Origin of the sequence: Pedobacter rhizosphaerae, from assembly GCF_900111155.1 — a bacterium.
Lineage (GTDB): Bacteria > Bacteroidota > Bacteroidia > Sphingobacteriales > Sphingobacteriaceae > Pedobacter > Pedobacter rhizosphaerae.
In genome coordinates, this window is record NZ_FOGG01000006.1 from 187,272 (window position 1) to 209,328 (window position 22,057).

General features: G+C 38.4%; 18 protein-coding genes and 1 tRNA gene. 2 read left to right on the forward strand and 17 right to left on the reverse strand.

The annotated features are described in order from the left end of the window. Window positions 1–691 precede the first annotated feature (691 nt). Both BMX11_RS06940 and BMX11_RS24255 read right to left on the reverse strand, forming a co-directional pair. Window positions 692–3,436: a DUF5695 domain-containing protein gene (locus tag BMX11_RS06940; protein WP_090882815.1), complete on the reverse strand. Its 2,745-nt coding sequence runs from the start codon at window positions 3,434–3,436 to the stop codon at window positions 692–694. A 314-nt stretch (window positions 3,437–3,750) separates the two neighbouring features. Further along, window positions 3,751–3,927, reverse strand: coding sequence for a hypothetical protein (locus BMX11_RS24255; RefSeq protein ID WP_175474494.1), 177 nt, complete (start codon window positions 3,925–3,927; stop codon window positions 3,751–3,753). A 366-nt stretch (window positions 3,928–4,293) separates the two neighbouring features. On the opposite strand from BMX11_RS24255, the gene BMX11_RS06945 reads away from it, so the two are divergent. Next, on the forward strand, window positions 4,294–7,359 hold the full coding sequence (locus BMX11_RS06945; RefSeq protein WP_090882817.1) for a beta-L-arabinofuranosidase domain-containing protein: 3,066 nt from the start codon (window positions 4,294–4,296) through the stop codon (window positions 7,357–7,359). A 319-nt stretch (window positions 7,360–7,678) separates the two neighbouring features. Here the strand turns inward: BMX11_RS06945 and BMX11_RS06950 are convergent, their stop codons facing one another. Beyond that, complete coding sequence (locus tag BMX11_RS06950; RefSeq protein ID WP_090882819.1) at window positions 7,679–8,065, reverse strand: VOC family protein; 387 nt, start codon at window positions 8,063–8,065, stop codon at window positions 7,679–7,681. A 200-nt stretch (window positions 8,066–8,265) separates the two neighbouring features. Beyond that, window positions 8,266–9,900 (reverse strand): ABC-F family ATP-binding cassette domain-containing protein, encoded by a 1,635-nt coding sequence (locus BMX11_RS06955; RefSeq protein ID WP_090882821.1) that lies wholly within the window; start codon window positions 9,898–9,900, stop codon window positions 8,266–8,268. Window positions 9,901–10,060: 160 nt separating this feature from the next. Between BMX11_RS06955 and BMX11_RS06960 the strand changes: the two genes are divergently transcribed. Beyond that, complete coding sequence (locus BMX11_RS06960) at window positions 10,061–10,573, forward strand: hypothetical protein (protein ID WP_090882824.1); 513 nt, start codon at window positions 10,061–10,063, stop codon at window positions 10,571–10,573. A gap of 204 nt (window positions 10,574–10,777) precedes the next feature. Here the strand turns inward: BMX11_RS06960 and BMX11_RS06965 are convergent, their stop codons facing one another. The 13 genes from BMX11_RS06965 to BMX11_RS07025 all read right to left on the reverse strand — a co-directional run bounded on the left by BMX11_RS06965 (window position 10,778) and on the right by BMX11_RS07025 (window position 22,010). Next, window positions 10,778–11,191 carry a VOC family protein gene (locus tag BMX11_RS06965; protein ID WP_090882826.1) on the reverse strand — a complete coding sequence of 138 codons (414 nt, stop codon included), beginning with the start codon at window positions 11,189–11,191 and terminating at the stop codon, window positions 10,778–10,780. A gap of 197 nt (window positions 11,192–11,388) precedes the next feature. Then, on the reverse strand, window positions 11,389–12,165 hold the full coding sequence (locus BMX11_RS06970) for a Fic family protein (RefSeq protein ID WP_090882828.1): 777 nt from the start codon (window positions 12,163–12,165) through the stop codon (window positions 11,389–11,391). A gap of 62 nt (window positions 12,166–12,227) precedes the next feature. Next, window positions 12,228–12,307 (reverse strand) — tRNA-Leu (locus BMX11_RS06975). Window positions 12,308–12,395: 88 nt separating this feature from the next. Continuing rightward, complete coding sequence (locus tag BMX11_RS06980) at window positions 12,396–12,707, reverse strand: DUF3817 domain-containing protein (protein WP_090882830.1); 312 nt, start codon at window positions 12,705–12,707, stop codon at window positions 12,396–12,398. Between the two features lie 87 nt (window positions 12,708–12,794). Continuing rightward, window positions 12,795–13,334, reverse strand: coding sequence for an iron-sulfur cluster co-chaperone HscB C-terminal domain-containing protein (locus BMX11_RS06985; RefSeq protein ID WP_090882944.1), 540 nt, complete (start codon window positions 13,332–13,334; stop codon window positions 12,795–12,797). A 75-nt stretch (window positions 13,335–13,409) separates the two neighbouring features. Continuing rightward, entirely contained in the window at window positions 13,410–14,798 is a 1,389-nt protein-coding gene (gene rseP, locus BMX11_RS06990) for an RIP metalloprotease RseP (RefSeq protein ID WP_090882832.1), read from the reverse strand. Between the two features lie 27 nt (window positions 14,799–14,825). Further along, window positions 14,826–16,010, reverse strand: a complete 1,185-nt coding sequence (locus tag BMX11_RS06995; RefSeq protein WP_245738602.1) for a 1-deoxy-D-xylulose-5-phosphate reductoisomerase — start codon at window positions 16,008–16,010, stop codon at window positions 14,826–14,828. A 259-nt stretch (window positions 16,011–16,269) separates the two neighbouring features. Further along, window positions 16,270–17,772: a GH3 auxin-responsive promoter family protein gene (locus BMX11_RS07000; protein ID WP_090882834.1), complete on the reverse strand. Its 1,503-nt coding sequence runs from the start codon at window positions 17,770–17,772 to the stop codon at window positions 16,270–16,272. Between the two features lie 93 nt (window positions 17,773–17,865). Further along, on the reverse strand, window positions 17,866–18,654 hold the full coding sequence (locus BMX11_RS07005; protein ID WP_090882836.1) for a hypothetical protein: 789 nt from the start codon (window positions 18,652–18,654) through the stop codon (window positions 17,866–17,868). Continuing rightward, complete coding sequence (locus tag BMX11_RS07010) at window positions 18,651–19,619, reverse strand: glycosyltransferase family 2 protein (RefSeq protein ID WP_090882838.1); 969 nt, start codon at window positions 19,617–19,619, stop codon at window positions 18,651–18,653. The genes BMX11_RS07005 and BMX11_RS07010 overlap by 4 nt, the downstream gene beginning before the upstream one ends. Window positions 19,620–19,685: 66 nt before the next feature. Further along, the gene (locus tag BMX11_RS07015) at window positions 19,686–20,636 is read right to left on the reverse strand and encodes a glycosyltransferase family 2 protein (RefSeq protein WP_090882840.1); all 951 of its coding nucleotides are present in this window, start codon (window positions 20,634–20,636) and stop codon (window positions 19,686–19,688) included. Window positions 20,637–20,755: 119 nt separating this feature from the next. Continuing rightward, window positions 20,756–21,328, reverse strand: coding sequence for a DUF4199 domain-containing protein (locus BMX11_RS07020; protein WP_090882842.1), 573 nt, complete (start codon window positions 21,326–21,328; stop codon window positions 20,756–20,758). Window positions 21,329–21,341: 13 nt separating this feature from the next. After that, complete coding sequence (locus tag BMX11_RS07025; RefSeq protein ID WP_090882845.1) at window positions 21,342–22,010, reverse strand: hypothetical protein; 669 nt, start codon at window positions 22,008–22,010, stop codon at window positions 21,342–21,344. Window positions 22,011–22,057: the final 47 nt, after the last annotated feature.

Here is a 22,057-nt window from a genome sequence, read left to right on the forward strand (position 1 = left end):
CCAGCTTATGACCTAAACTCTGCTCTAGCGAGATCCTATCAAGGCGAGTAAGTTAAGCTAACTTTGTTAGTCTGAGCTTCCAGATGTGAAATCGGGACAAGTAACCGAAGACCTTATTGATAAATCGAAAACTAAAATGGATTACCCTTCGACAGGCTCAGGATGACAATACATTTTAGTTTTCTCCTTAAGTTAATAGCATTGGTGACGTCTCGCTACGACCAAATCCAACCCTTCCGTAGCGGGACACTACAACTAAAAAATATTTATTCGGGTGGGTGGCGACACCAACCCGTAGATTAAAAATTATAAGTGACTTTGCAACCAAATTCAGTAATCTCTCTCACAATCGTCATGCTGAATTTATTTCAGCAACTTTACGACATCCCCCCTTCTGGCTCTTTCTGGCGCAAGCGTCCCGCTTGTGACCTAAACTCTGCTCTAGCGAGATCCTATCAAGGCGAGTAAGTTAAGCTAACTTTGTTAGTCTGAGCTTACAGATGTGAAATCGGGACAAGTAACCGAAGACCTTGTTAATAAGTCGAAAACTAAAATGTATTGCCCTTCAACAGGCTCAGGATTGACAATCCATTTTAGTTTTCTCCTTAAGTTAATCGCATTGGAAACGCTACAACTAGAAAGGAAAATAAAAAACCCCGCAATTGCGAGGTCTTAAAAACGACAAGAGAAACTATTTTTGAATAATAACTTCAGTAGTTTGGGTAGTAGAAAGATTAACCACCTGAGCACCACGTTCTACTGTACTTGCACCTTTAATTTGGTAACTCCCTACGCCAGAAATTTTAGCGGGTTGAGTTATCCTAATTATGGCATGAGGTGTAAACTGATCGGCCTTTTGCAATTTCAATCGCAACTCTCCGGTAGAAATATTATAGCTTACTGATTCTATTTTACCTGCATCAAGGGAAATCCAAAGTCCTACCGGCGCAATATAAACCGCCGATTTTGCAGCAGTTGTCAATTCGACCTGCACCACATCGCCTTGCTTTTTCAAATTGCCTCCAAAAGCTAACCATCCAAACTCTTTATGCGCTAAAATATATGAAGCAGAATTTACAGCATATCCAAAAAATCCCGATCCATAATCCCCCGTGATACCATCGTTTTTCAAGGTTGATGGATAAGCGTGAAAAGCTGCAGGCGCAAATCCATCCTGAGTAATATTAGATATGGAACCCAACAAACCACCATATCCCGCCCGTAACAGATAAAAGTTATCTGGATTTTTACGGTAATCCATCAGCACCGGAATTGCATTTAATGCCGAGCCGTAGTGATGAATCATTCTCTCTACCCGTTGTAGTTTTCCGCCATATAAGAAATCCCAATAACGGCGCGCATTACCATTATATGCCCAATGCGGAACAACAGGCATGTAGGCTAAAATAGCATCAAGAGTTACTTTTGCCTTATCGTCATAACCAAAATAGTTCGACCACACATAAACCTCCTCCTGTCCTGTAGAATCCCAGGGCATTTCACTACCAAAAGGATATTCTAAGGAGCGCCAGTGGTTAGCCCGCTTTTTCATGGCATTTTCCAATTGTTCAGCATCAGCGGTTAATCCTTCATTTTTTAAGTCTGTTAAGATCAGATAAAAAATTGTTCCCTCCATTTGCCCAAATTGCGCATAATAAGGCGCGATATTAACCATGGCCATACCGGTTTGGGCTGCATCAATAAGGTGTTGTTTCCACGTTGACTGATCTACCAGTCCCTTATAATTACGAGCCAGTCGATACATTAACCAGTGTGCCGCCGCAACATGCGGATAGTTGTAAGAGCGACCAAGATTATCTGCTTCCTTCCGTGGCCAGGCAGACCATACCTTGAAGTTAATATCTGAGGCATAAGTATTTTTGGGCATAGAATCCGGTTCGTAAAAGAACAAACTCTTTTTAACTCCATACTTTTTAGGTCCTGCTTTAACCTGTATCTGCCCAAACATAACCGAATCCACAAATTTTTGGAGTTTATCTATCTCTGTTTTTTCTGGTAATACTAACTGCTTCATTATAGCACCTAACCAGGAACCTGCTCCCCCCTCATCACTCAACCCAGCTATCCAGGCCCTGTTGTCTTGAACCACCTGTTGTTGCTTTTCATAATCATAGGTAATAGCAGATGGCGATCTTTTGAAAATATCATTGGGCTGGTCGAACCATTGTTTGGTTGTTAAAAAGTTACCGTAACTCGCAATGACTTCAGTTTCGGGCGCAATAATTTTATAATTTATAGTTTGCTCCAAACCATCTTCGTAAGTAATGGCCAATTTAGCCCTTCCCCATACATTGCCTTTAATGGAGTAGCTTTTCCAGCCATTTTTTGTTACCGGTAGCAGCCCAATGGTTAAGGCATTTTGTGGAAAAGATTGAATGGTTTTGATTTTCCGGGCATAGTTAATAAACAACTTGGCATCAACATCTTTCGGCAATACATAACCAGGAACTGATATTGCAACCGGCCTTTTATTTTCTATTAATTTACTTTCTGTTTCTTGTGCATTTCCCGACAAAATAAACTCCAATGCATAAGTTTTAGTTTCTCCAGCCTTTAATAGGATTGATGTTGGCGTGTTCCATTGCTCCGCATTTTTCCACTCATTTTCGGCATAAGCCTTGCTATAAACCATCCATTCGTAAAAACCCTCAAAGGCAATTCCACGTGGCGTACGATCATCATTTAAAGGATTATAAGCCTCAAACGGCGTTTTCCCAACGGGCACTACAATCAATGATGGTGCATGGCCGCTTAATCTTGTTACCTGTAAATAACCAGCATCCTTCCCAATGTAAGGGTCGTAAAAAACGTTCTTGGCATGCGTTTGTTCCAGCGTTCTTCCCTCCAGGATATTATCAAAAATCATCGGAATTCCCAAAGCACCAATCTCCACGTTTTTACTGGTTTTATTCTTCAACTCGAATTTTAGAACTAACTTTCCATTAACCATCTCCCAGCTTCTATTAACTTGTAGTGGGATACCTGTTGGCAAAGTCGGCGAAAGATCTGCTGCAGCCAGTACTTTTCCCTTAGCTGGAATTGCCTTTACAGGCATCCTTTTAGCCGCAGTGCTGTAGCTTGTCCAGTTACCATTGCCTTCCTGGCGAAGTCGGATATTGATATCTCCAAGATGATAGAGTCCGTCTGAGCTTCTCACTTTCAAACTATCGCTCGGTACAAAATCAAAATCTTTGACACTCTTTGGTTGCAAACCAGCCACCGTTTGTGATGACTTAATCAACTTTAAATTAAATGCACCCGCATCAAGCGAAAGGTAACCACCCTCCAAACCAAGGGTTGAAGGCTTTTGAGCCAATCTAACCCAGGGCGATTGCGCATAAAGCGGATTAATGAGGAAAGAACAAATGCCTAAGCCAAACAACAGCTTTAGAAAAATGCGTTGTGTAATATTCATAATTGGTTAATAGTTAAGCTAAAATTGAATTGGAATCTGACCAAAAATAGTTTATAAATGGCAAAGGAATATCCCTCAGCTCTATTTAGGCAAAATAAGCTTACAATTAGTTTAATTATGGTAATAAGTGGTGATGATAGGATAGATTATTGAAAATGCCCCGCAGGAATACATTTCAATTTCCCCCGCTGATTACAGATATTCGCAAAATAGCAATGCAGGAAATACACTGTTAAAACATGGCCATTACCATATTACAATGAGGAAAAGTTCAGTTCCTGGCCGTTAATAATCTATATCGTCTGGTTTTTTTACTACCAACGGAAAATTTTAGCAAGCAACAACTTGATTCCTGAAAATTCGTTGCCGGCCTCTACACGGTTAACATTTTTCTGGTCATTCAATTCCTTACTCCTCTCCTCTTTTTGGTAAAGTCCAAAATGAGTTATGACAAAATCCGGCGCTACATTGATTTGTTTTTTAATTTGCATACTGAAATGGATAAAGAATATTTAAAAAATTGTTTTTTCATTTACATCAGTTGCTCTATATCTTACATTTGGTAAGTGTAAGGTAATGAAAATTGCAATAAAAATATAGCTACTCCAAATAATTGTATTAGAATGTATCCAAAAGCTTAGCACAATTACATACCTTTCATTTCTAGCAGAAATACTTGTTAATATCTTGCAGTTTTTAGCTAAAAAAGACCCATAAATACACGGGGCTTGTTTATAATTTTATCGAGCTTTTTTTACGCCACCATTCACTTACTCAAGGTCTGGCTACCTCTTAAGGAGAAGTTAGTGTTGAAGGATGAAAACAGAAGGCTAAATACTTGACTACAAAATTTAAATATGAAAATATACAGCGTATTCTTCCGTGCGGTGCTCCTGGTTACTGTTCTAACCCAAAGTTTTAACGTTGCTCAGGCACAAAATGGCGATCAGATATTAGATGGGATTGGTGAAACCGGAATGAGTGCTCGCTACATCTTCAATGGAGATGTTAAAGACTGGTCGAGAAATAATTTTCACGCCAAACTTCAAGGTACTGGAGCCAAATTCATAACTGATACTCGGTTTGGTCAGGTTTTATCTCTAACTGGAGAAAGCAATTCTTTTATTTCCATCCCCGGCGAAGTATTAACAGATATTGAATCACTCAGTATATCGGGATGGATATATCTGCGTTCAAAACAATCTGGCCAACGTTTTTTTGATTTTGGCAGAGATGTAAGCCAACATTTTTTTGCAGCCCCGGTTGGAACCAGTGCCCAGGAAGGTTTTCAGACCTTTATCAGCACAAAGGAAACGAATAAAAAAGGAACCGCTTCTCCTGCCATCGAACTCAATAAATGGGTTTATCTTAGCATTGTGCTAGATGTTCCCTCCAAATCTATGCTCACCTATGTTGATAGTAAGCTTGTGTCCGAAATAAAAGGGATTCCACTGGATTTAACTACTGTATTTGATCAGCAATCAGCGAAAAAAAACTTGCTTTACATTGGAAAATCCTTTGCAACCGCAGATCCTTACCTTAATGCTTTGGTGCATGATTTTCGTATTTATCGTGTTCCACTAAGTGCAAGACAGATTGCCGGAATTTATCGCAATGCGCAAAAAGGCAGTCAGGAAAGCACAGTAAACGTAGGTAAGCGTGAAGATGATCTTCCTAAATTTTCTCCAGGCACCCCACAGCTTTACAATGCTTATTTAACCAGTGTGGCAGACGTAACGGTAGAAACTGTTGTAGGAAATTTACCCCGATTGCCAAGCTATGTATCTGGCACTTATAAGCATGATAAGAAAGGTCCGAAAGTACGGGTACTCTGGCCTTCACCAACCGATAACAGTACGGTTTTGAAGCCCGGCACTTACACCATTACCGGTCGTGTTGCCGGAACAAATTTTCAGCCAAAGGCAGTTGTAACCGTAAAGGAGACGAAAAAATCGACCGCCCCAACTTTAAAGTTGGAGGCATTTGCTTTAAACCAGGTTACACTCCATAGTGATGCTCATGGCCATTCCACCAAGTTTATCGAAAATCGCGACAAATTTATCAATACACTGGCTAAAACTGATCCTAATTCATTCCTCTATATGTTTCGCCATGCTTTCGGACAAAAACAGCCTGAGGGTGCCAAACCTTTGGGGGTGTGGGACAGTGAAGACACCAAATTAAGGGGACATGCTACAGGCCACTACCTTTCGGCAATTGCGCAAGCCTATGCAGGTACCGGATATGATAAAGCACTTCAAGCCAACTTCTCCAAAAAAATGGAATATATGGTGAATACCCTGTATGATTTATCGCAGTTGTCTGGAAAAGCTAAAAGTGCAGGTGCTCCTTTCATCTCCGATCCAAAAGCGGTGCCACATGGTCCCGGCAAATCAGATTATGATTCAGATTTAAGTGAAGCAGGCATTCGTACCGATTATTGGAACTGGGGAAAAGGATTTATCAGTGCCTATCCGCCCGATCAATTTATCATGCTAGAAAACGGAGCAAAATACGGTGGACAAAAGAACCAGGTTTGGGCACCATATTACACCTTGCATAAAATTTTGGCGGGCTTAATGGATGTGTATGAAGTGAGTGGAAATAAAAAAGCCCTTGAAATAGCCACCAACATGAGCGATTGGGTATATGCCCGCTTAAGTCAGCTACCACAAGAAACATTGATAAAAATGTGGAATACCTATATTGCCGGTGAGTTTGGTGGGATGAACGAATCTATGGCACGCCTGTACCGCATTACCGGGCAACAGAACTACCTCAAAACGGCGCAATTATTTGATAACATTAAAGTGTTCTATGGCGATACTGCACATTCGCATGGATTAGCTAAAAATGTAGATATTTTTCGTGGCCTGCACGCCAACCAGCACATTCCACAAATTGTTGGAAGCATAGAAATGTACCGTGTTTCCCATAATCCTGAATATTACAGCATAGCTGATAACTTCTGGAATAAAATGGTGAGTGATTATATGTATAGCATTGGTGGAGTTGCAGGTGCACGTAATCCGGCAAATGCAGAATGCTTTGTTGCTCAACCCGGCACCTTATATGAAAATGGTTTCTCCGAAGGCGGACAAAACGAAACCTGTGCTACTTATAACATGCTCAAATTAACAGGAGATTTGTTTCTCTTCGATCAGCGTGCAGAGCTAATGGATTATTATGAACGAGGATTATACAATCATATATTGGCTTCTGTAGCTGAAAATAGCCCTGCAAATACCTATCACGTTCCCCTCAGACCGGGTTCTGTTAAACAATTTGGTAATGGCGACATGACTGGCTTCACCTGCTGCAACGGTACGGCTATAGAAAGCAGTACCAAATTGCAAAATTCAATTTACTTTAAAAGCAAAGATAACCAGGCGCTTTATGTGAATTTATATATTCCTTCAACACTTCAATGGACAGCGCGAAAAATTACTGTAGAGCAAACCACAAACTTCCCTAAAGAAGATAATACCCGATTAACCATTAGAGGCAATGGAAAATTTGATCTTAATGTACGCGTACCGGGCTGGGCAACTAAGGGATTTTTTGTAACCATTAATGGCAAAGCCGAAAAGCTTAAGGCCAACCCTGGCTCCTACTTAAAAATTAGCCGTACATGGAAAGATGGTGATGTTATAGAACTGAAAATGCCTTTCCAATTCCACTTGGATCCTGTAATGGATCAGGAGAATATCGCCAGTTTGTTTTACGGCCCAATATTATTAGCGGCACAAGAACTAGAAGCAAGAAAAGATTGGCGTAAAATAACCTTAGATGCTGGCGATATCAGTAAAACCATTCAAGGCGATCCTGAAAAACTAGAATTTACCATTGACAATGTTCTTTTCAAGCCATTCTATGAAACTTATGGCCGCCATTCTGTTTACCTGGATGTTACCTTAAAATAGTTCATTAGGCATTGATACAATGGATTAAGTACTGAAAGCTTTTAATAAAAATATACCCTAACACCCCATATAAAAATTAAGGCTGGTATGCTTATCGCCAATAATCTCTTAGATCTGCGGGAATTAATTTGGATTAGTTTCCCGCAAATAAAAGCAGATATAACTTTAGTAAATACCATTGTTGTTTGTGCCGATCAAAGCATCATCAAGGTTATTGATTTAGCCTGAAAGCCGCTTCAACTCGCAATCTGGCCTAGCATAGAACGAAATCTTAGATATTTGTAATACTGATAAAAAATTCAACATTAGCGATGCCCCATCACATATAAAACACGTTGAATTTATGCCCGTCAGGATCGGCAAATACAAAACCATAATATCCCTCCCCAAACTCAGCCGGCGCCGATACAATTTTCCCGCCAGCGCTTTCTACTTCCGCTGCCCATTTATCCACCTCATCCTGGCTCTCAGCAGAAAGGGTAAAGATGATTTCGTTGGCAATATGTGCATCAGAAATTTCAATATCTACATTCGCCTTTAGCTTTTCTGTTAAAAAAAAGTGTATAATAAAGTTATCCTCCCCAACAAAAAAGCTTGTCAAATCAGAAGATCTTCCGTTAGATTTAAATCCCAATGCGGAATAAAATTTTGTAGTCCGGTCTAAATCACTTACCGTTAAATTTGACCATATTTTCCTAGGTTTCATATCGATGTTTTTTTTAGAAAATTTGATTAAAGTTAACGAAATACGAAGGAACACTTGAGGTGCAGAAGAGACATTTAACGGGGGATTTTGTGTCAAGGTGTGTAACCTTAATCACTTAAAATCATGAAGAAATCCTAGATAAAAAAAAGCCTTAACAATCTCTCGCTAAGGCTTCAGTATAATTTTAGTTTCAAAAAGATTTAATTTTTCTCTATTTCTTTTAAGCTATCCATTTTCTTGTAAGCCAAAAATCCTTTAATATCTTCAAAATGTTCACGAACGCGTTTATTACCAAATTCGAATACTTTATTTACCAACCCATCTAAAAAATCCCTGTCGTGCGAAACCAGAATCAGCGTTCCGTCAAAATCCTTTAAGGCATCTTTAATAATATCCTTGGTTTTCATATCCAAATGGTTAGTTGGCTCATCCAGTATTAAAACGTTTACCGGTTCTAGCAACAGCTTGATCATGGCTAAACGGGTTTTCTCTCCACCAGAAAGCACCTTAACTTTTTTAGTTGTATCATCACCGCTAAACATAAAAGCACCCAAAAGGTCTTTAATTTTTATAGTGCCATCGGTTAAAGGAATCTGGTCTATGGTTTCGAATACAGTTAAGCTCTCATCCAGCAATGCCGCCTGATTTTGTGCAAAGTAGCCAATTTTGGCATTATGCCCCACTTTTAAGCCCCCTTCAAAATCAATCTCGTTCATAATGGCTTTGATCATGGTCGACTTACCTTCTCCATTTTTACCTACAAAGGCCACTTTCTCTCCACGTTCAATCACCATAGATGCTTTATCGAACACCACATGGTCTCCATAAGTTTTGGTTAACTCTTCTACCATTACAGGGTATTGGCCAGAACGTGGCGAAGGCGGAAATTTCAAACGCAATGCTGAAGTGTCCACCTCATCAATCTCAATAATTTCTAGTTTTTCGAGCATCTTTACGCGCGATTGTACCTGCAATGTTTTTGAGTAGGTACCCCTAAAGCGATCTATAAACTCCTGGTTATCGGCAATGAAACGTTGTTGTTCTTCATAAGCCTTCAACTGATGTACGCGGCGATCTGCACGCAATTGAAGATAATGACTGTATTTTGCCTTGTAATCGTATATTCTACCCATGGTAACCTCGATGGTACGATTGGCAATATTATCTACAAAGGCACGGTCGTGAGAAATTACCATAACCGCATTGGCCGAGTTAATTAAGAAATCTTCCAGCCATTGTATACTTTCAATATCCATGTGGTTGGTAGGCTCATCGAGCAGGATAAGATCAGGTTTCTTTAACAGGATCTTCGCCAACTCAATACGCATACGCCATCCACCAGAAAACTCTGAAGTTTGGCGAGAAAAGTCCTTGCGTTCAAAGCCTAAGCCCTTTAACACCTTTTCTACCTCTGCATCATAATTTACCTCTTCTATAGAATAAAATTTCTCGCTCAGTTCCGATACCCGCTCAATCAGCTTCATGTAGTCGTCACTCTCGTAATCCGTACGAATAGTCAGTTGCTCATTCAGCTCATCGAGTTCTTTTTGCATCTGGTTAACTTCTTCAAAGGCCTTCATCGCTTCTTCAAAAACAGTCACCTTATCCTGGGTAAGCAAGTGCTGTGGCAAATAGGCTATAACCGCATCCTTCGGACCAGTTACATTACCTGAAGTAGGCTTGGCAACATCGGCAATAATTTTCAGGATTGTGGATTTGCCTGCACCATTTTTACCCATCAGGGCAATTTTATCGTTCTCGTTTATCGAAAAGGTTACATCGCTAAAGAGGGTAGTTCCGCCGAATGAAACGGAAATATTATTTACATTAATCACAGTATGGAAATATTGAATTGTTGGCAAAGATAGGAGAAAGAGATTGGATTATGCAGAGAGAAATACAAGTGATGATATAAGCTTTTACGATTCCCTTGCCCTGTAATGCTTGCCCAAACAATAAATTGGCAGAACTGTTAAAGAAAAATAACCCTACACTATGAAATACCTTTTTGCATTACTTTTCATTTCAACACTTTTTTCTTGCCAATCTAGAAAAGCACAAAAATATGCTACCCTACTCGACTCAACCGAAAGGAAGGTATTTCATATCCTGATCGATAAAAATGTGGAAGATAAAAGGCTGGAAGCACTGATTGCCAAAAAACCAGACTTAGCGCTTGCACTGGCAAAAAAGCAGGCCAACGCATTAAAGGAAGTTGTTGCAACGATGGCGAAGGCAGATGTAGATGATTTACAAAATGCAAAGCCTCTAAAACTAATTACTACCGATTACTATAAATCCATACTCCGCTTAAAAGAAATGGACATTCAGGAGGCACAACTCATGTCTATCTCGCTGGAGCGTGACCACACAAAAGCACAAAAAGCGCAAGAGGAGGCTTTTGAGCTGGCACGGAGAAAATTAAAAATGCACAGGGATTTGGGTACTCTTGATCAGGCCAGGCAAGTTGCAATGACTAAGTTTAAAGAAACCAACAAAATTGATTAACCAATATTTTCATAAAATTAAGGCTAGTTAGATTACCGTATCTTTCAAAAAGATAAGTTTAAACCAAGAGTGTTTTACGTGCAGCCAAACGAGTTAAAAGCCAATCTGCGAAAATCAATTTTAATCTGCGGGAGATAGACGCTTTCCCGCAGACTAAAAAAGATCAAAAGCTAAACCTCAACATTTGCTATTAAGTATTAATATCTAGCCCTGATGTTCAGGCATGCCATCAGGGTTCATCCATACAAATTCCCAATGATGACCATCAAGATCATCAAAGCTATGCTGATACATAAAACCGTAATCGCTGGCCTCATTAGGTATTGTGGCTCCGGCGGCCACTGCTTTCTCTACCATTTCGTTAACGGCATCCTTACTATCTGCTGATAGCGCAATAGAACACTCTACCGCTTTATGCGCATCAACAATTTGCTTTTTGGTAAAGGTTTGAAAGTAAGTCTCTGTTAAGAGCATAACATAAATGGTATCACTAATAACCATGCAGGTTGCATTCTCGTCGGTAAATTGGGGGTTAAAGGTATAACCAAGTTTGGTGAAAAATGCTACAGACAGGTCAAGGTCTTTAACGGATAAGTTCACAAAAATTTGTGTTGCCATAATTGTTTTCTGATTTAGTATATTCAAATGTACAGCAATGCACCTTACATAGAAATATCCAAAAACGACAACTTAAGGGGTTAAATGCGACGATGTTAGTGTTGCTGATTTTTCCTTTTTTTAAAGAATAGAAATGGGAATAAAGATACAATTGAACAAGGTTAATGTCGGGCTAGTGGTTCAAACAGAATTGAAATTTAAAAACTAGCCGGAAGCATCAATAAAAATGGCATTGAATTACTGTAATCCAATTCAAAATATTCTAATCCTAGTTTACGAATATTAGTGTAATACAACTCATGTTGATCATAGTAATATCTTTCGCTGGGTAAATACCAGGCTCTTTGCCCTAACTTTTCAGCTAAAAACCATTTTTCAATTAATCTTACGCTCCTGCCATTTCCGTCGTTCCAGGGATGGATTTTTACAAAGACCAAATGAATCATTGCGGCATAGAAAAATGTTTCTTCAATTGACAAATTCGCATTAATTAATGTTTCAAGGTCAAGATAAAATTTTTGCATTTCAACAGGAATGTCGAAGGGTAATGCTGCTACATATTCAATTTTTCCATCAGGTGTAGAAACATACATATTTTGCGTTCTAAAATTTCCTTGTGCCGATTTATTTAGAATATGCCTGCTTAACAACCGGTGGGCTTCTGCTATGTTTTCTTTAGATAACCTATTATGCTGAGCAAAGATATAGGCATCATACAAGTCATCAATTTTCTGTGTGTAATCTGCTCGAAAAGGAATACCATCTCGTTTGTGTTTGATAAAAGAATCCAATTCTATGCGCTCTCCTTCAATCTTACTGGAGAATACGGAAGAAACTGAAGTGTAAAAACTAAAATTTACAGTGGAAAGTTCTGCATCTCTTAACTGTTCGAACATGACGTTAAGATGGTATGGCAACTGCTGAAGGTAGCTGTCTAATAGTTGATTCGGAATAATCTTTAGATCTACTGACATAACCGACAATTAAGCTTTAAGTTACAAAAAAGCCTCCGATTTCTCGAAGGCTTTAAAGCTAGTACCCGGAGCCGGAGTCGAACCGGCACGGTTTCCCACAGGTGTTTGAGACCAGCGCGTCTACCAATTCCGCCATCCGGGCATGTGTTGGACGGGGATGCAAATGTAGGCAACGAAAGCGAAAAAGCAAAAAATATTTTCACTTTGATTTAAAATATTTGATAACCTACTTACAAACTGCCATTTACATTTTCAGCACGTTCATCTTTAAGCTTCCTATCCACAATAAAAGGGGCAAAAGGCAATAAAGAAGCTAGAAATATCAACACCGCTTTACCAAATTTCCATTTTTGTTCTTGCCAGGCCATCACCAATAAAGCGGCGTATAAAACGAATAAAAGACCATGCGCCCAGCCGGTGTATTTAACCGCCAAAGGCATATTGGCAAAATACTTTAGCGGCATTGCCACAAATAATAAAAGGAGGTACGAAATGCCTTCTGCAACGGCTACTTTACGAAATAAGGAAACGGTACTGTTCATGATCTGATTGTTTTCCCGAAAATACCGTAAAGCGATTAGGGTGCAAAAACTAATATTTGTTTTTACATTCCGGTGTCCATCAAAGGCTTAAGGCTGCTGTAACTTCTCTTGGATACGGGCTACGTATTTCTGGCGATAGAAAATATCTTTAATAGTAGCCAAAACGCTTTCCTTGTCTGTGTTGCTGGTATCGTAAGCCTGGGTTAAATGTTCCAATTCATGATCCAGACCTTTTGCAATTTCAGCAACATCTTCTTTCAATTGATTGATTTTTGCTGCATCCGGTTCAAATTCCAAATCCATCAGGGCCTCATTAATATCCATCATATCCATTAAAAAATCCTGAGGCAATTTATATCCCTCGTCTGTTTCTACTATACCCAAAAGTTCTAAAACGTATTTTAAGCGCCTTTGAGGGCTAGTTAGCACCTGATAAGCCTTATTATTCAAGGTAGACAGCTCCAGTACCTCTTGCTGCTTCTCATCCGATTCATTGGCGAAAAAATCTGGGTGATACTTCTTGCTATTAGCATAGAACTGTAGTTTGATGGCATTCAGATCCGGATTAAAAGCTACCGGTATATGATAAAACTCAAAATAATTGGGAAGAGATTTGTATTCAGTCATGGGTTCTTGAAAATAAAAAAGCCGCCAATGTACCGAAGAAATCAGCACATTGGCGGCAATATTAATCAATAGATTTTACTTACCGAAAGATTTTAAAATATCATTACCAAAGGCAAACACCATGAGGCTAATCAAGATCACAAAACCTACAATCTGTGCTCTTTCCAATACTTTTTCACTTACTGGTTTACGTTGGATCATTTCGATCAACAGGAACACTACGTGCCCACCATCCAAACCTGGGATAGGCAATAAGTTCATAAAAGCCAGAGCCATAGAAATTAAACCCGTTAAAGTCCAGAATTTAACCCAGTCGAAAGTACTTCCATACACTTTGGCAATACCAATAGGACTGCTGATGTTTCTGGCACTTACTTTACCTGTTAACATTTTTCCAATACCTTTAGCGTTATCGGCAAAAGTACTCCAGGCCATATTTAACCCTACAGGTAGCGACTCGAAGAAGCTAAAATCTACATGTGCCGAAGGAAGAACCGCAGCATTTGGCATTACCCCTATAATTCCATCAGCCGTAACCGGGAGGTTAAAATTAACCTCTTTACCTTTACGAAGTGCTTTGATATCAACCCTTTTTCCAGCGTTTTTAGATACCTCTTCTTTAAACTCATCAAAGAAAGTAATAGGTCTGTTATTTACAGTTAAAATGCTATCACCAGGCTTAATTCCCGCAGCATAAGCCGGATAAACAGGTACTTCCGTTTTTCTTCCAAATAACTTTTCAAAGAAAGAAGGTCCGTTTTTCTTTTCATCAGGTGCCTCAACAGTTTTAAGACTTTGCATCCTAAAACGTGGCGAGATAAAATTATCCTTCTCATTTTTAGATATTTTATTCAATACATTATCAGGTACAGTAACATACAAGGTTTTATCTCCTCGCAATACAGTTAACTGAGCATCGCCAAATAAAACCTTTGAGCTGATCAGATCTTCGAACTTAATTAGTTTAACTCCGTTAATGGCTAATATACGGTCGCCATTCTTCAGCCCTATTTCTCGTCCAATATTACCTACTGCAATACCATCTGTTAATTTACTATTTACAGTATAATTTTGTCCTTTGGTGAAAGTAAGCATCCAAAAAATTAGAATACCTACAAGTACGTTTACAATAATACCGCCAAGCATGACGATTAGTCGTTGCCAGGCTGGTTTTGACCGGAACTCCCATGGCTGTGCCGGTTTAGCCATTTGCTCGGTATCCATGCTCTCGTCAATCATACCGGCAATTTTAACGTAACCTCCTAACGGAAGCCAACCAATTCCATATTCTACATCTCCTTTTTTGAAGCTAAAGAGTTTAAATCCCCAAGCATCAAAGAAAAGGTAAAACTTCTCCACTTTTATGCCAAAAGCCCTTGCCGCCAAGAAATGTCCTAATTCGTGTAGTATTACTAATATCGACAATCCGAGCAGTAGCTGGCCCGCCATAATCAATCCATTCATATTCGCTTTCTATTTTTATGTTAGATGTTAAAATATACTTTTTGTTACCAATTCGGCCGCTAAGATACGGCTATGTTTGTCAGTTTCTAAATAATCGCTCAATTGTGGTTTTTCAATGAACTTAATCTCTTGCATACAACGCTCAATTACCTCACTCATTTCTAAAAATCCTACCTTATCTTTTAAAAAAGCATCAACCATTACTTCATTTGCTGCATTTAAGATACAAGGCATATTTCCGCCCCTTTTCAAAGCGGTATAGGCCAAATCTAAATTCTTAAATGTTTCAAGATCTGCTTGCTGAAAGCTGAAATTTGGATAATCCAGGAAATTAAAACGTTTAAAATTATTTTTTAGCCTATCGGGATAAGTAAAAGCATATTGAATAGGCAATTTCATATCCGGAACACCCATTTGGGCTTTCATTGAACCATCTGTAAATTGTACAATGGAGTGAATAATCGATTGGGGATGAACAATCACATCAATCTGATCTACTGCCAAATTGAATAACCACTTCGCTTCGATTACTTCTAAACCTTTGTTCATCAAAGTAGCCGAGTCGATGGTAATCTTTGCCCCCATCACCCAGTTGGGATGTTTTAGTGCTTGCTCCTTCTTTACACCGGAAAGAAATGTTTTATCTTTTCCTAAAAACGGACCACCTGAGGCAGTAAGGTAAATTTTCTCGATTTCGTTATGTTCTTCACCAACCAGACATTGGAAAATAGCCGAATGTTCAGAATCAACCGGAAGAATCTTAATTTGTTGTTTGGCAGCAAGCTCAGTAATCAGCTCTCCTGCTACCACTAAGGTTTCCTTGTTGGCTAAGGCGATGTTTTTACCTGCCTCTATGGCTGCTATGGTAGGTTTTAAGCCCACAGAGCCCATCAAAGCAGTTAATACCACATCACTTGATGGATAAGCCGCTACCTCTGTTAAGGCAGCCTCGCCAGCCAATACCTGAATACCAAATCCAGCTAATGATTCTTTAACGTGCAAATACTGACTTTCATCACAAATTACAACCGTTTCAGGTTTAAATTCCCTGGCCTGCCTGATCAGCAATTCTGCATTTTTAAGCGCAGATAATACAGACACCCTAAAAATGTCCGGGTTATCCCTTACCACCTCTAAGGCCTGCGTACCTATACTCCCTGTAGAACCTAAAATGGCTATGGTTTTTACAGTATCTATTATTTTATTATTCAATTTCTTATTTCTAGCGCAATGATGAACAATTGTTAAATTGTTTAATTGCTTAATTGTTGTTCTTTCCAACTCAAAATGAACAATTGTTTAACTGTTTAATTACCTAATTGTTGTTCTCTCTAACGCAATAAGGAAGAATTGCTTAATTGTTTAACCGGGTCAAAAAGAATATACTTTTAAGCCTATTCCTTTCGATTTTCTGTGTTAAAAAATCACCGATTAAACAGTTAGACAGTTAAACGATTAAACATCTAGATGATTAAGCGATGATATAACCTTCCAACCCCTCAGCCAACTTCCTGTCATTACTCAATCTCGGCACTTTGTTTTGTCCACCCAACTTCCCTTCGCTTTTCATATAATTCACAAAGGCATCTTTCTCCAAACTACGGATAATGAGCGGTTGCAAAATATTACCCTCAATGAGGTCAAAATAGTAAATATTTTTCTGTTGCAAAGCCTGATCTACCTTTTTACTAAAAGCCGTCATATCCTTCGGCGGATTAGCAAACTCGATAAACCACTCATGGTAAGGCAACTCTCCGGCATTTGGATTCACCTGTGGCGCTACAGTAAATTCTGTTATGCTCACCTGCTCCTCGTTAGCCACTGTTAATAAGGCCTGCTCTACCTCTTCCCCTATCACGTGCTCGCCAAAAGCAGATATAAAGTGTTTAATCCGCCCGGTTACGACAATTTTATATGGATTCTTAGAAACAAACTTAACCGTATCACCAATACTGTAACCCCACAAGCCTGCATTTGTATTTAAAATTAAGGCATAATTTTGATCCAGCTCCACCTCTCCTAAGGATAAACGTGTTGGGTTATCATTATAATATTCATCGGCAGGAACAAATTCATAAAAAATACCAGCGTTGGCCAATAACAAGAGTCCCTTATCCTTTTGCGAATCCTGGTAGGCAATAAATCCTTCAGATGCCGGATAGGTTTCAATGGAATCAATTTTCTTTCCGATACTTTGCTCTATTTTAGCTCTGTAAGGCTCAAAATTTACACCTCCATAAATAAACAGACTAAAATTCTTAAAAATTTCGGCAATCTTCTTCCCTCCTGCCTGTTCAGATAATTTATCAAAATACATCTGCGCCCATGGTGGAATCCCCGAAATCAAAGTCATGTTCTCCTTCATCGTCTCCTTAACAATGGCATCTACCTTTTGTTCCCAATCTTCAATACAATTGGTTTCGTAAGAAGGTAATCTGTTTTTTTGCAAATAAGCTGGAACATGGTGGGCCACAATACCGGATAATCGACCGATATTAATGCCGTGCTTTTGTGTTAAAATCGGACTCCCCTGAAGAAAAATCATTTTACCATTTACGAAATCTGATTTACCTGTTTCGTGGATATAAGTTAAAATGGCATTACGAGCAGCCTTAATATGCTCTGGCATAGATTCTTTAGAAAGCGGAATATATTTTACGCCAGAAGTAGTACCCGAAGTTTTAGCAAAATACTGTGGCTTACCCTTCCACAAAACATCCGCCTCACCTGCTACAACACGATCTACATAAGGTTTTAAACCCTCGTAATCCTGAACGGGAACATGCTTTTTAAAATCACTATAATTTTGGATTTCAGCAAAATGATGATCCTTCCCGAATGCCGTATGCTTTGCATCTTGTAGCAATTGAAGTAATATTTTTTGCTGTGCCTTTACCGCATTATGCTTCCATTTGTTGATTTGCCAAACTGCAAACGCCGCAAAGGGCTTACTTAATGCTGCTTTTATCCCCATGTTTTAATGATTGAATGATAAAATTAGTGACTGATTGAATGATTGGGTAACTGAATTATTGAATAACCGAATGACTTCCGAATCAGAGCGTTTTTAAACGATATTGTGCAAAATATCCGGGTGCTCATCTCCTTTATATTCACCTGCAATTTTACGATAAGCAACTGTTAAGGCTACACTCGACAAAGGCACAATAATAAATGAACTTAAAATATTCACAATAAAGGCAATAAGAGGCCACTGTAAATAATTAAGAAGTAGATAAATTAAATAACCTCCACCTAACACAACCAAGAGCAATAATATTTTAGTAAAATTTCCCTTGGTAATGGCTAAGCTTAATTTAATAGACTCAAACGGTTTGGAACCTTTATCAATAATAAAAAATGGAAAGAACGAAATTCTTAACCAGGTAATAAAGATGGCAATGATCCCAACGGAAATGGCAACATTTTTAACTATTTCGATATCAATTCCGGTATAGATAAAGGGAAAGGCAACTAAAATGACAACCAGATACACCCCAAAAATACATCCCACAAAATAAAGGGTAGCGACTAAAAAACGAATGATTTGTAACTTGGTGGGCAAGGTATCTACAATCTTCACATCGTGCTCTTCATCATCCATCAAATGAAAAATGTATTTAAAAAGCGATAGATTGATGGTAAAATAAAGAAATACAAAAATTATCACCATCAATACGCTTAATGCCTTACTTACATCCTTAATAAAAAAGGCCATTAAACTCGATGCGCTGGCTGTAATAAACATTAAAAAGCAGAGTGTAGCAATAGAAAAATAATGTTTCTTCAGGATGCCCCATGCCTTTTGAATTACTTCATTTACGGCGAACGTACTTTCTTTTAAATAATTTATCATTGCTGTTTAAATACCACTCGTTTAAATAAATCCTGCATAAACCCTAAACCATAAGCAGTTAACTGGATGAATGAAGATATAATGCTCAAAAATGCAACTTTTAAAGATTTATTTACAGACCAAGAGTGAAAAAATATCAACAAAAAGTACAATACCAGTAAAAAATTGCAAACAACTGCCAATGGCCAGTAGAATAGGTTACATAAAATAGTAAAGCCAACAAACAACGTGAAAGCTGCCGGAAAAAAATGAACCAATTTTAACTCTTTCGGGAAGTGTTTATAAATATTAATCCTCGCCCGCCCGAAAAAGTGCAGTTGCTTGTAAAACTGACTAAAGCTTGTTCTTCGTTTATGGTAAACTTTCGCCTCCGGAATTAAGCCAATTTTAAAGCCATTTTCATGGATGCGGATACTGTATTCAATATCCTCTCCTAATCTCGTTAAGATAAATCCACCCACTTTTTCCCAGGCTTGTCTGGATACCCCCATGTTAAAGCTCCGCGGATGAAACTGCCCGACATGCTTTTTATTTCCACGGATTCCTCCTGTGGTAAATGGCGATGTCATGGCATAGCTGATGGCTTTTTGTACAGGAGTAAAGGTATCATGCGCAGCATCAGGCCCACCATATGCATCTAAGTGATGTTCATAAAGATAGTTCTTTACTGTCTCCAGGTAATCGGCCGGAATTAAGCAATCTGAATCAAATATGATAAAATACTCTCCATTTGCCCTCTCAAAACCAAAGTTACGTGCAAAACCCTGACCTGCGTTTTCCTTGAAAAAATATTTGACATCCAGCTTGTTTGCATATCCTTCTACAATTGTGCGGGCATCATTTTTAGAACCATCCTCAATAACCAAAACCTCAAACTGCGTGTATGTTTGTTTGGTTAAGGTATGTAAAAGTTCGTCTATCTCTTGCGGACGATTATAAAGGGGTATGATGATGGAGAAAAACATATATGGAAGCTGAAAGTAGAAAGAAAAAACTCAAAAACTATATCCTTTGAGCTTTAATCTTTCTGCTTATTTAAGTTCTTTTTCAATTAAATACTGATTCCTTTCGGGGGCATTTCGGGATAATAACTCAGCAATAAATCCTGCTAAAAACATTTGCGAACCGACTACTATAGCCACTAACGACAAATAAAACAAAGGCTGCTGGGTAACATCACGATAAGGTAATTCCTTCCAAATCAGGTATTGCTTTTCTGCCAGAATGTAGAGCGAAAAAATAATCCCGATAAAGAAACTCAATACCCCTAGCGAACCAAAAAAGTGCATCGGGCGTTTGCCGAACTTACCCACAAAAAATATTGAAAGTAAATCTAAAAACCCGTTGATAAACCTGCTAAAGCCGAATTTAGTTGTACCATATTTTCTTGCACGGTGTTCTACCACCTGCTCTGCAATTTTGCTAAAGCCTGCCCATTTGGCAATTACCGGAATATAACGGTGCATTTCACCATAAACCTCAATGGTTTTAACCACATCACTTCGGTAAGCCTTTAAACCGCAATTAAAATCATTTAGCTGAATACCACTCATTTTGCGGGTAGCCGCATTGAATAATTTTGTGGGAACAGTTTTGGTAATCGGATCGTATCTTTTCTTTTTCCAGCCAGATATTAAGTCGAGTTTCTCTTCTTTAATGCGACGGTATAATTCAGGAATTTCATCCGGACTATCCTGCAAATCTGCATCCATTGTAATGATCACATCACCCTGAGTGGCTTCAAAACCTACGTTTAAAGCCGCAGATTTACCGTAATTCCTCCTAAATTTAATCCCTTTAATGGCAGGATTTTGTATTCTCAACTCTTCAATTACTTCCCAAGATCGGTCTGTACTGCCATCATCAACCAATACAATTTCATAGCTGAAGTTATTGGCGGTCATTACCTGGGCAATCCAAGAAGTTAATTCGGGTAAAGATTCGTCTTCGTTATATAAAGGTACTACAACTGATATATCCATTTTTTAAGCGTAAACCCCACCAATTTATCTGCCAGGGCTTGGTTAAAATTAAAACGTGCAAATTTCATCAAATTAAATGATAAAACCTGCACGTTCGAAATTTTTAAACTGTATTAATTTTAAGCTTCTACCTGAGGCTGTGTATTAAATGAAACAGGCGCTTTTTTCTTCAATATAGCCGATAAGATTAAAGACAATACACCATACATGGCAATAGAAACACCAAAGCTTGTTAAAATATTTTTGAAGCTTGGCTCCAACTTCTCTTCCATATTACCTGATTTTGCCAATGCTTCCTCTATTTCTTCCTTACCTAAACCAAATTTCTCCATCATACTTACCTGAGCCTCTTTAATTGCCGCAGCAGCTTGCTGTGGAAGATCTGGATCTACAAATTTCATTAAGATCACATTGTATAAATTCGCTGTGATGGCTAAAATCAAAGAAATAATAAGGAAGGCTTTAAAGGCTTCTCCGAAAGTCCAGTAGCCACCAACTTCTTTCCTGATGTTAATCCCAACCACAACCAACAACACAATAAACAAAACAAAAATACCCAGTTGGGCAACGAAACTGGTGTAAATTAATACCGGATCAATTAAATGAAGGGCTATAGAAATCACTACTGAAACAGCAGCTAACATGAAACCATTCTTTAAAGATAATTTTGAAATAAGAGTGCTTTTGTCCATAATTGAAATTAATTTAGTTGTTAATGGTGGTAATTAATATATAAGTAGCCACATCGAACGATTTGTTACGACTAAACTGAATTATTTCTTTTGAAGTTTCTGCACTCCCCTCTGTATCAAGGAAAAAAGCTAAAAATGGAACAAAAAGATCTTGCATCTCTTCGCTGATATTCAGCTTTTCAGCAGTTTTCGTAATTTCTTCAATACTACTTTCTGCAAGATGTTGATTGCTGATTAATTCTTCATAAATTTCAAATTCATCTTGAAACTCATCGTCTTCAACCAACAAAAACTCTTTTAAGAAATCGCCTAATTCCGGATCTAAATCCTCATCATGACATTCCTTGATGTAAAGCAATAGATTTAAAAGTTCTGTACCTCTATCGATGGTTTCTTCCTCGATATTAGCCCACTCATCGCTTTCCAGATAATCATCTTCCAGTTTTTGTACATCACTGGCAAAGAAATTAACCATCAAAAGATCGAAGAAAACTTCGCGTAGTTCTTCAAATTTAGGATGAGAATCAAATATAGCATCAAATGCCGTTACTTTATCCAAAAAATTAAGATCAAGTTCAAAAGCAGCAATTAGCTCCTGCTCGAACCCCTCTACATTTACTGAAGATACCTCAGCATATTTATTAATCGATGCGCTTAATGCACTTTTTACTCTATTATCCATATTCAGGATTTTTAGCTATTGTTTAACTGTTTAATTGCTTAACTGGT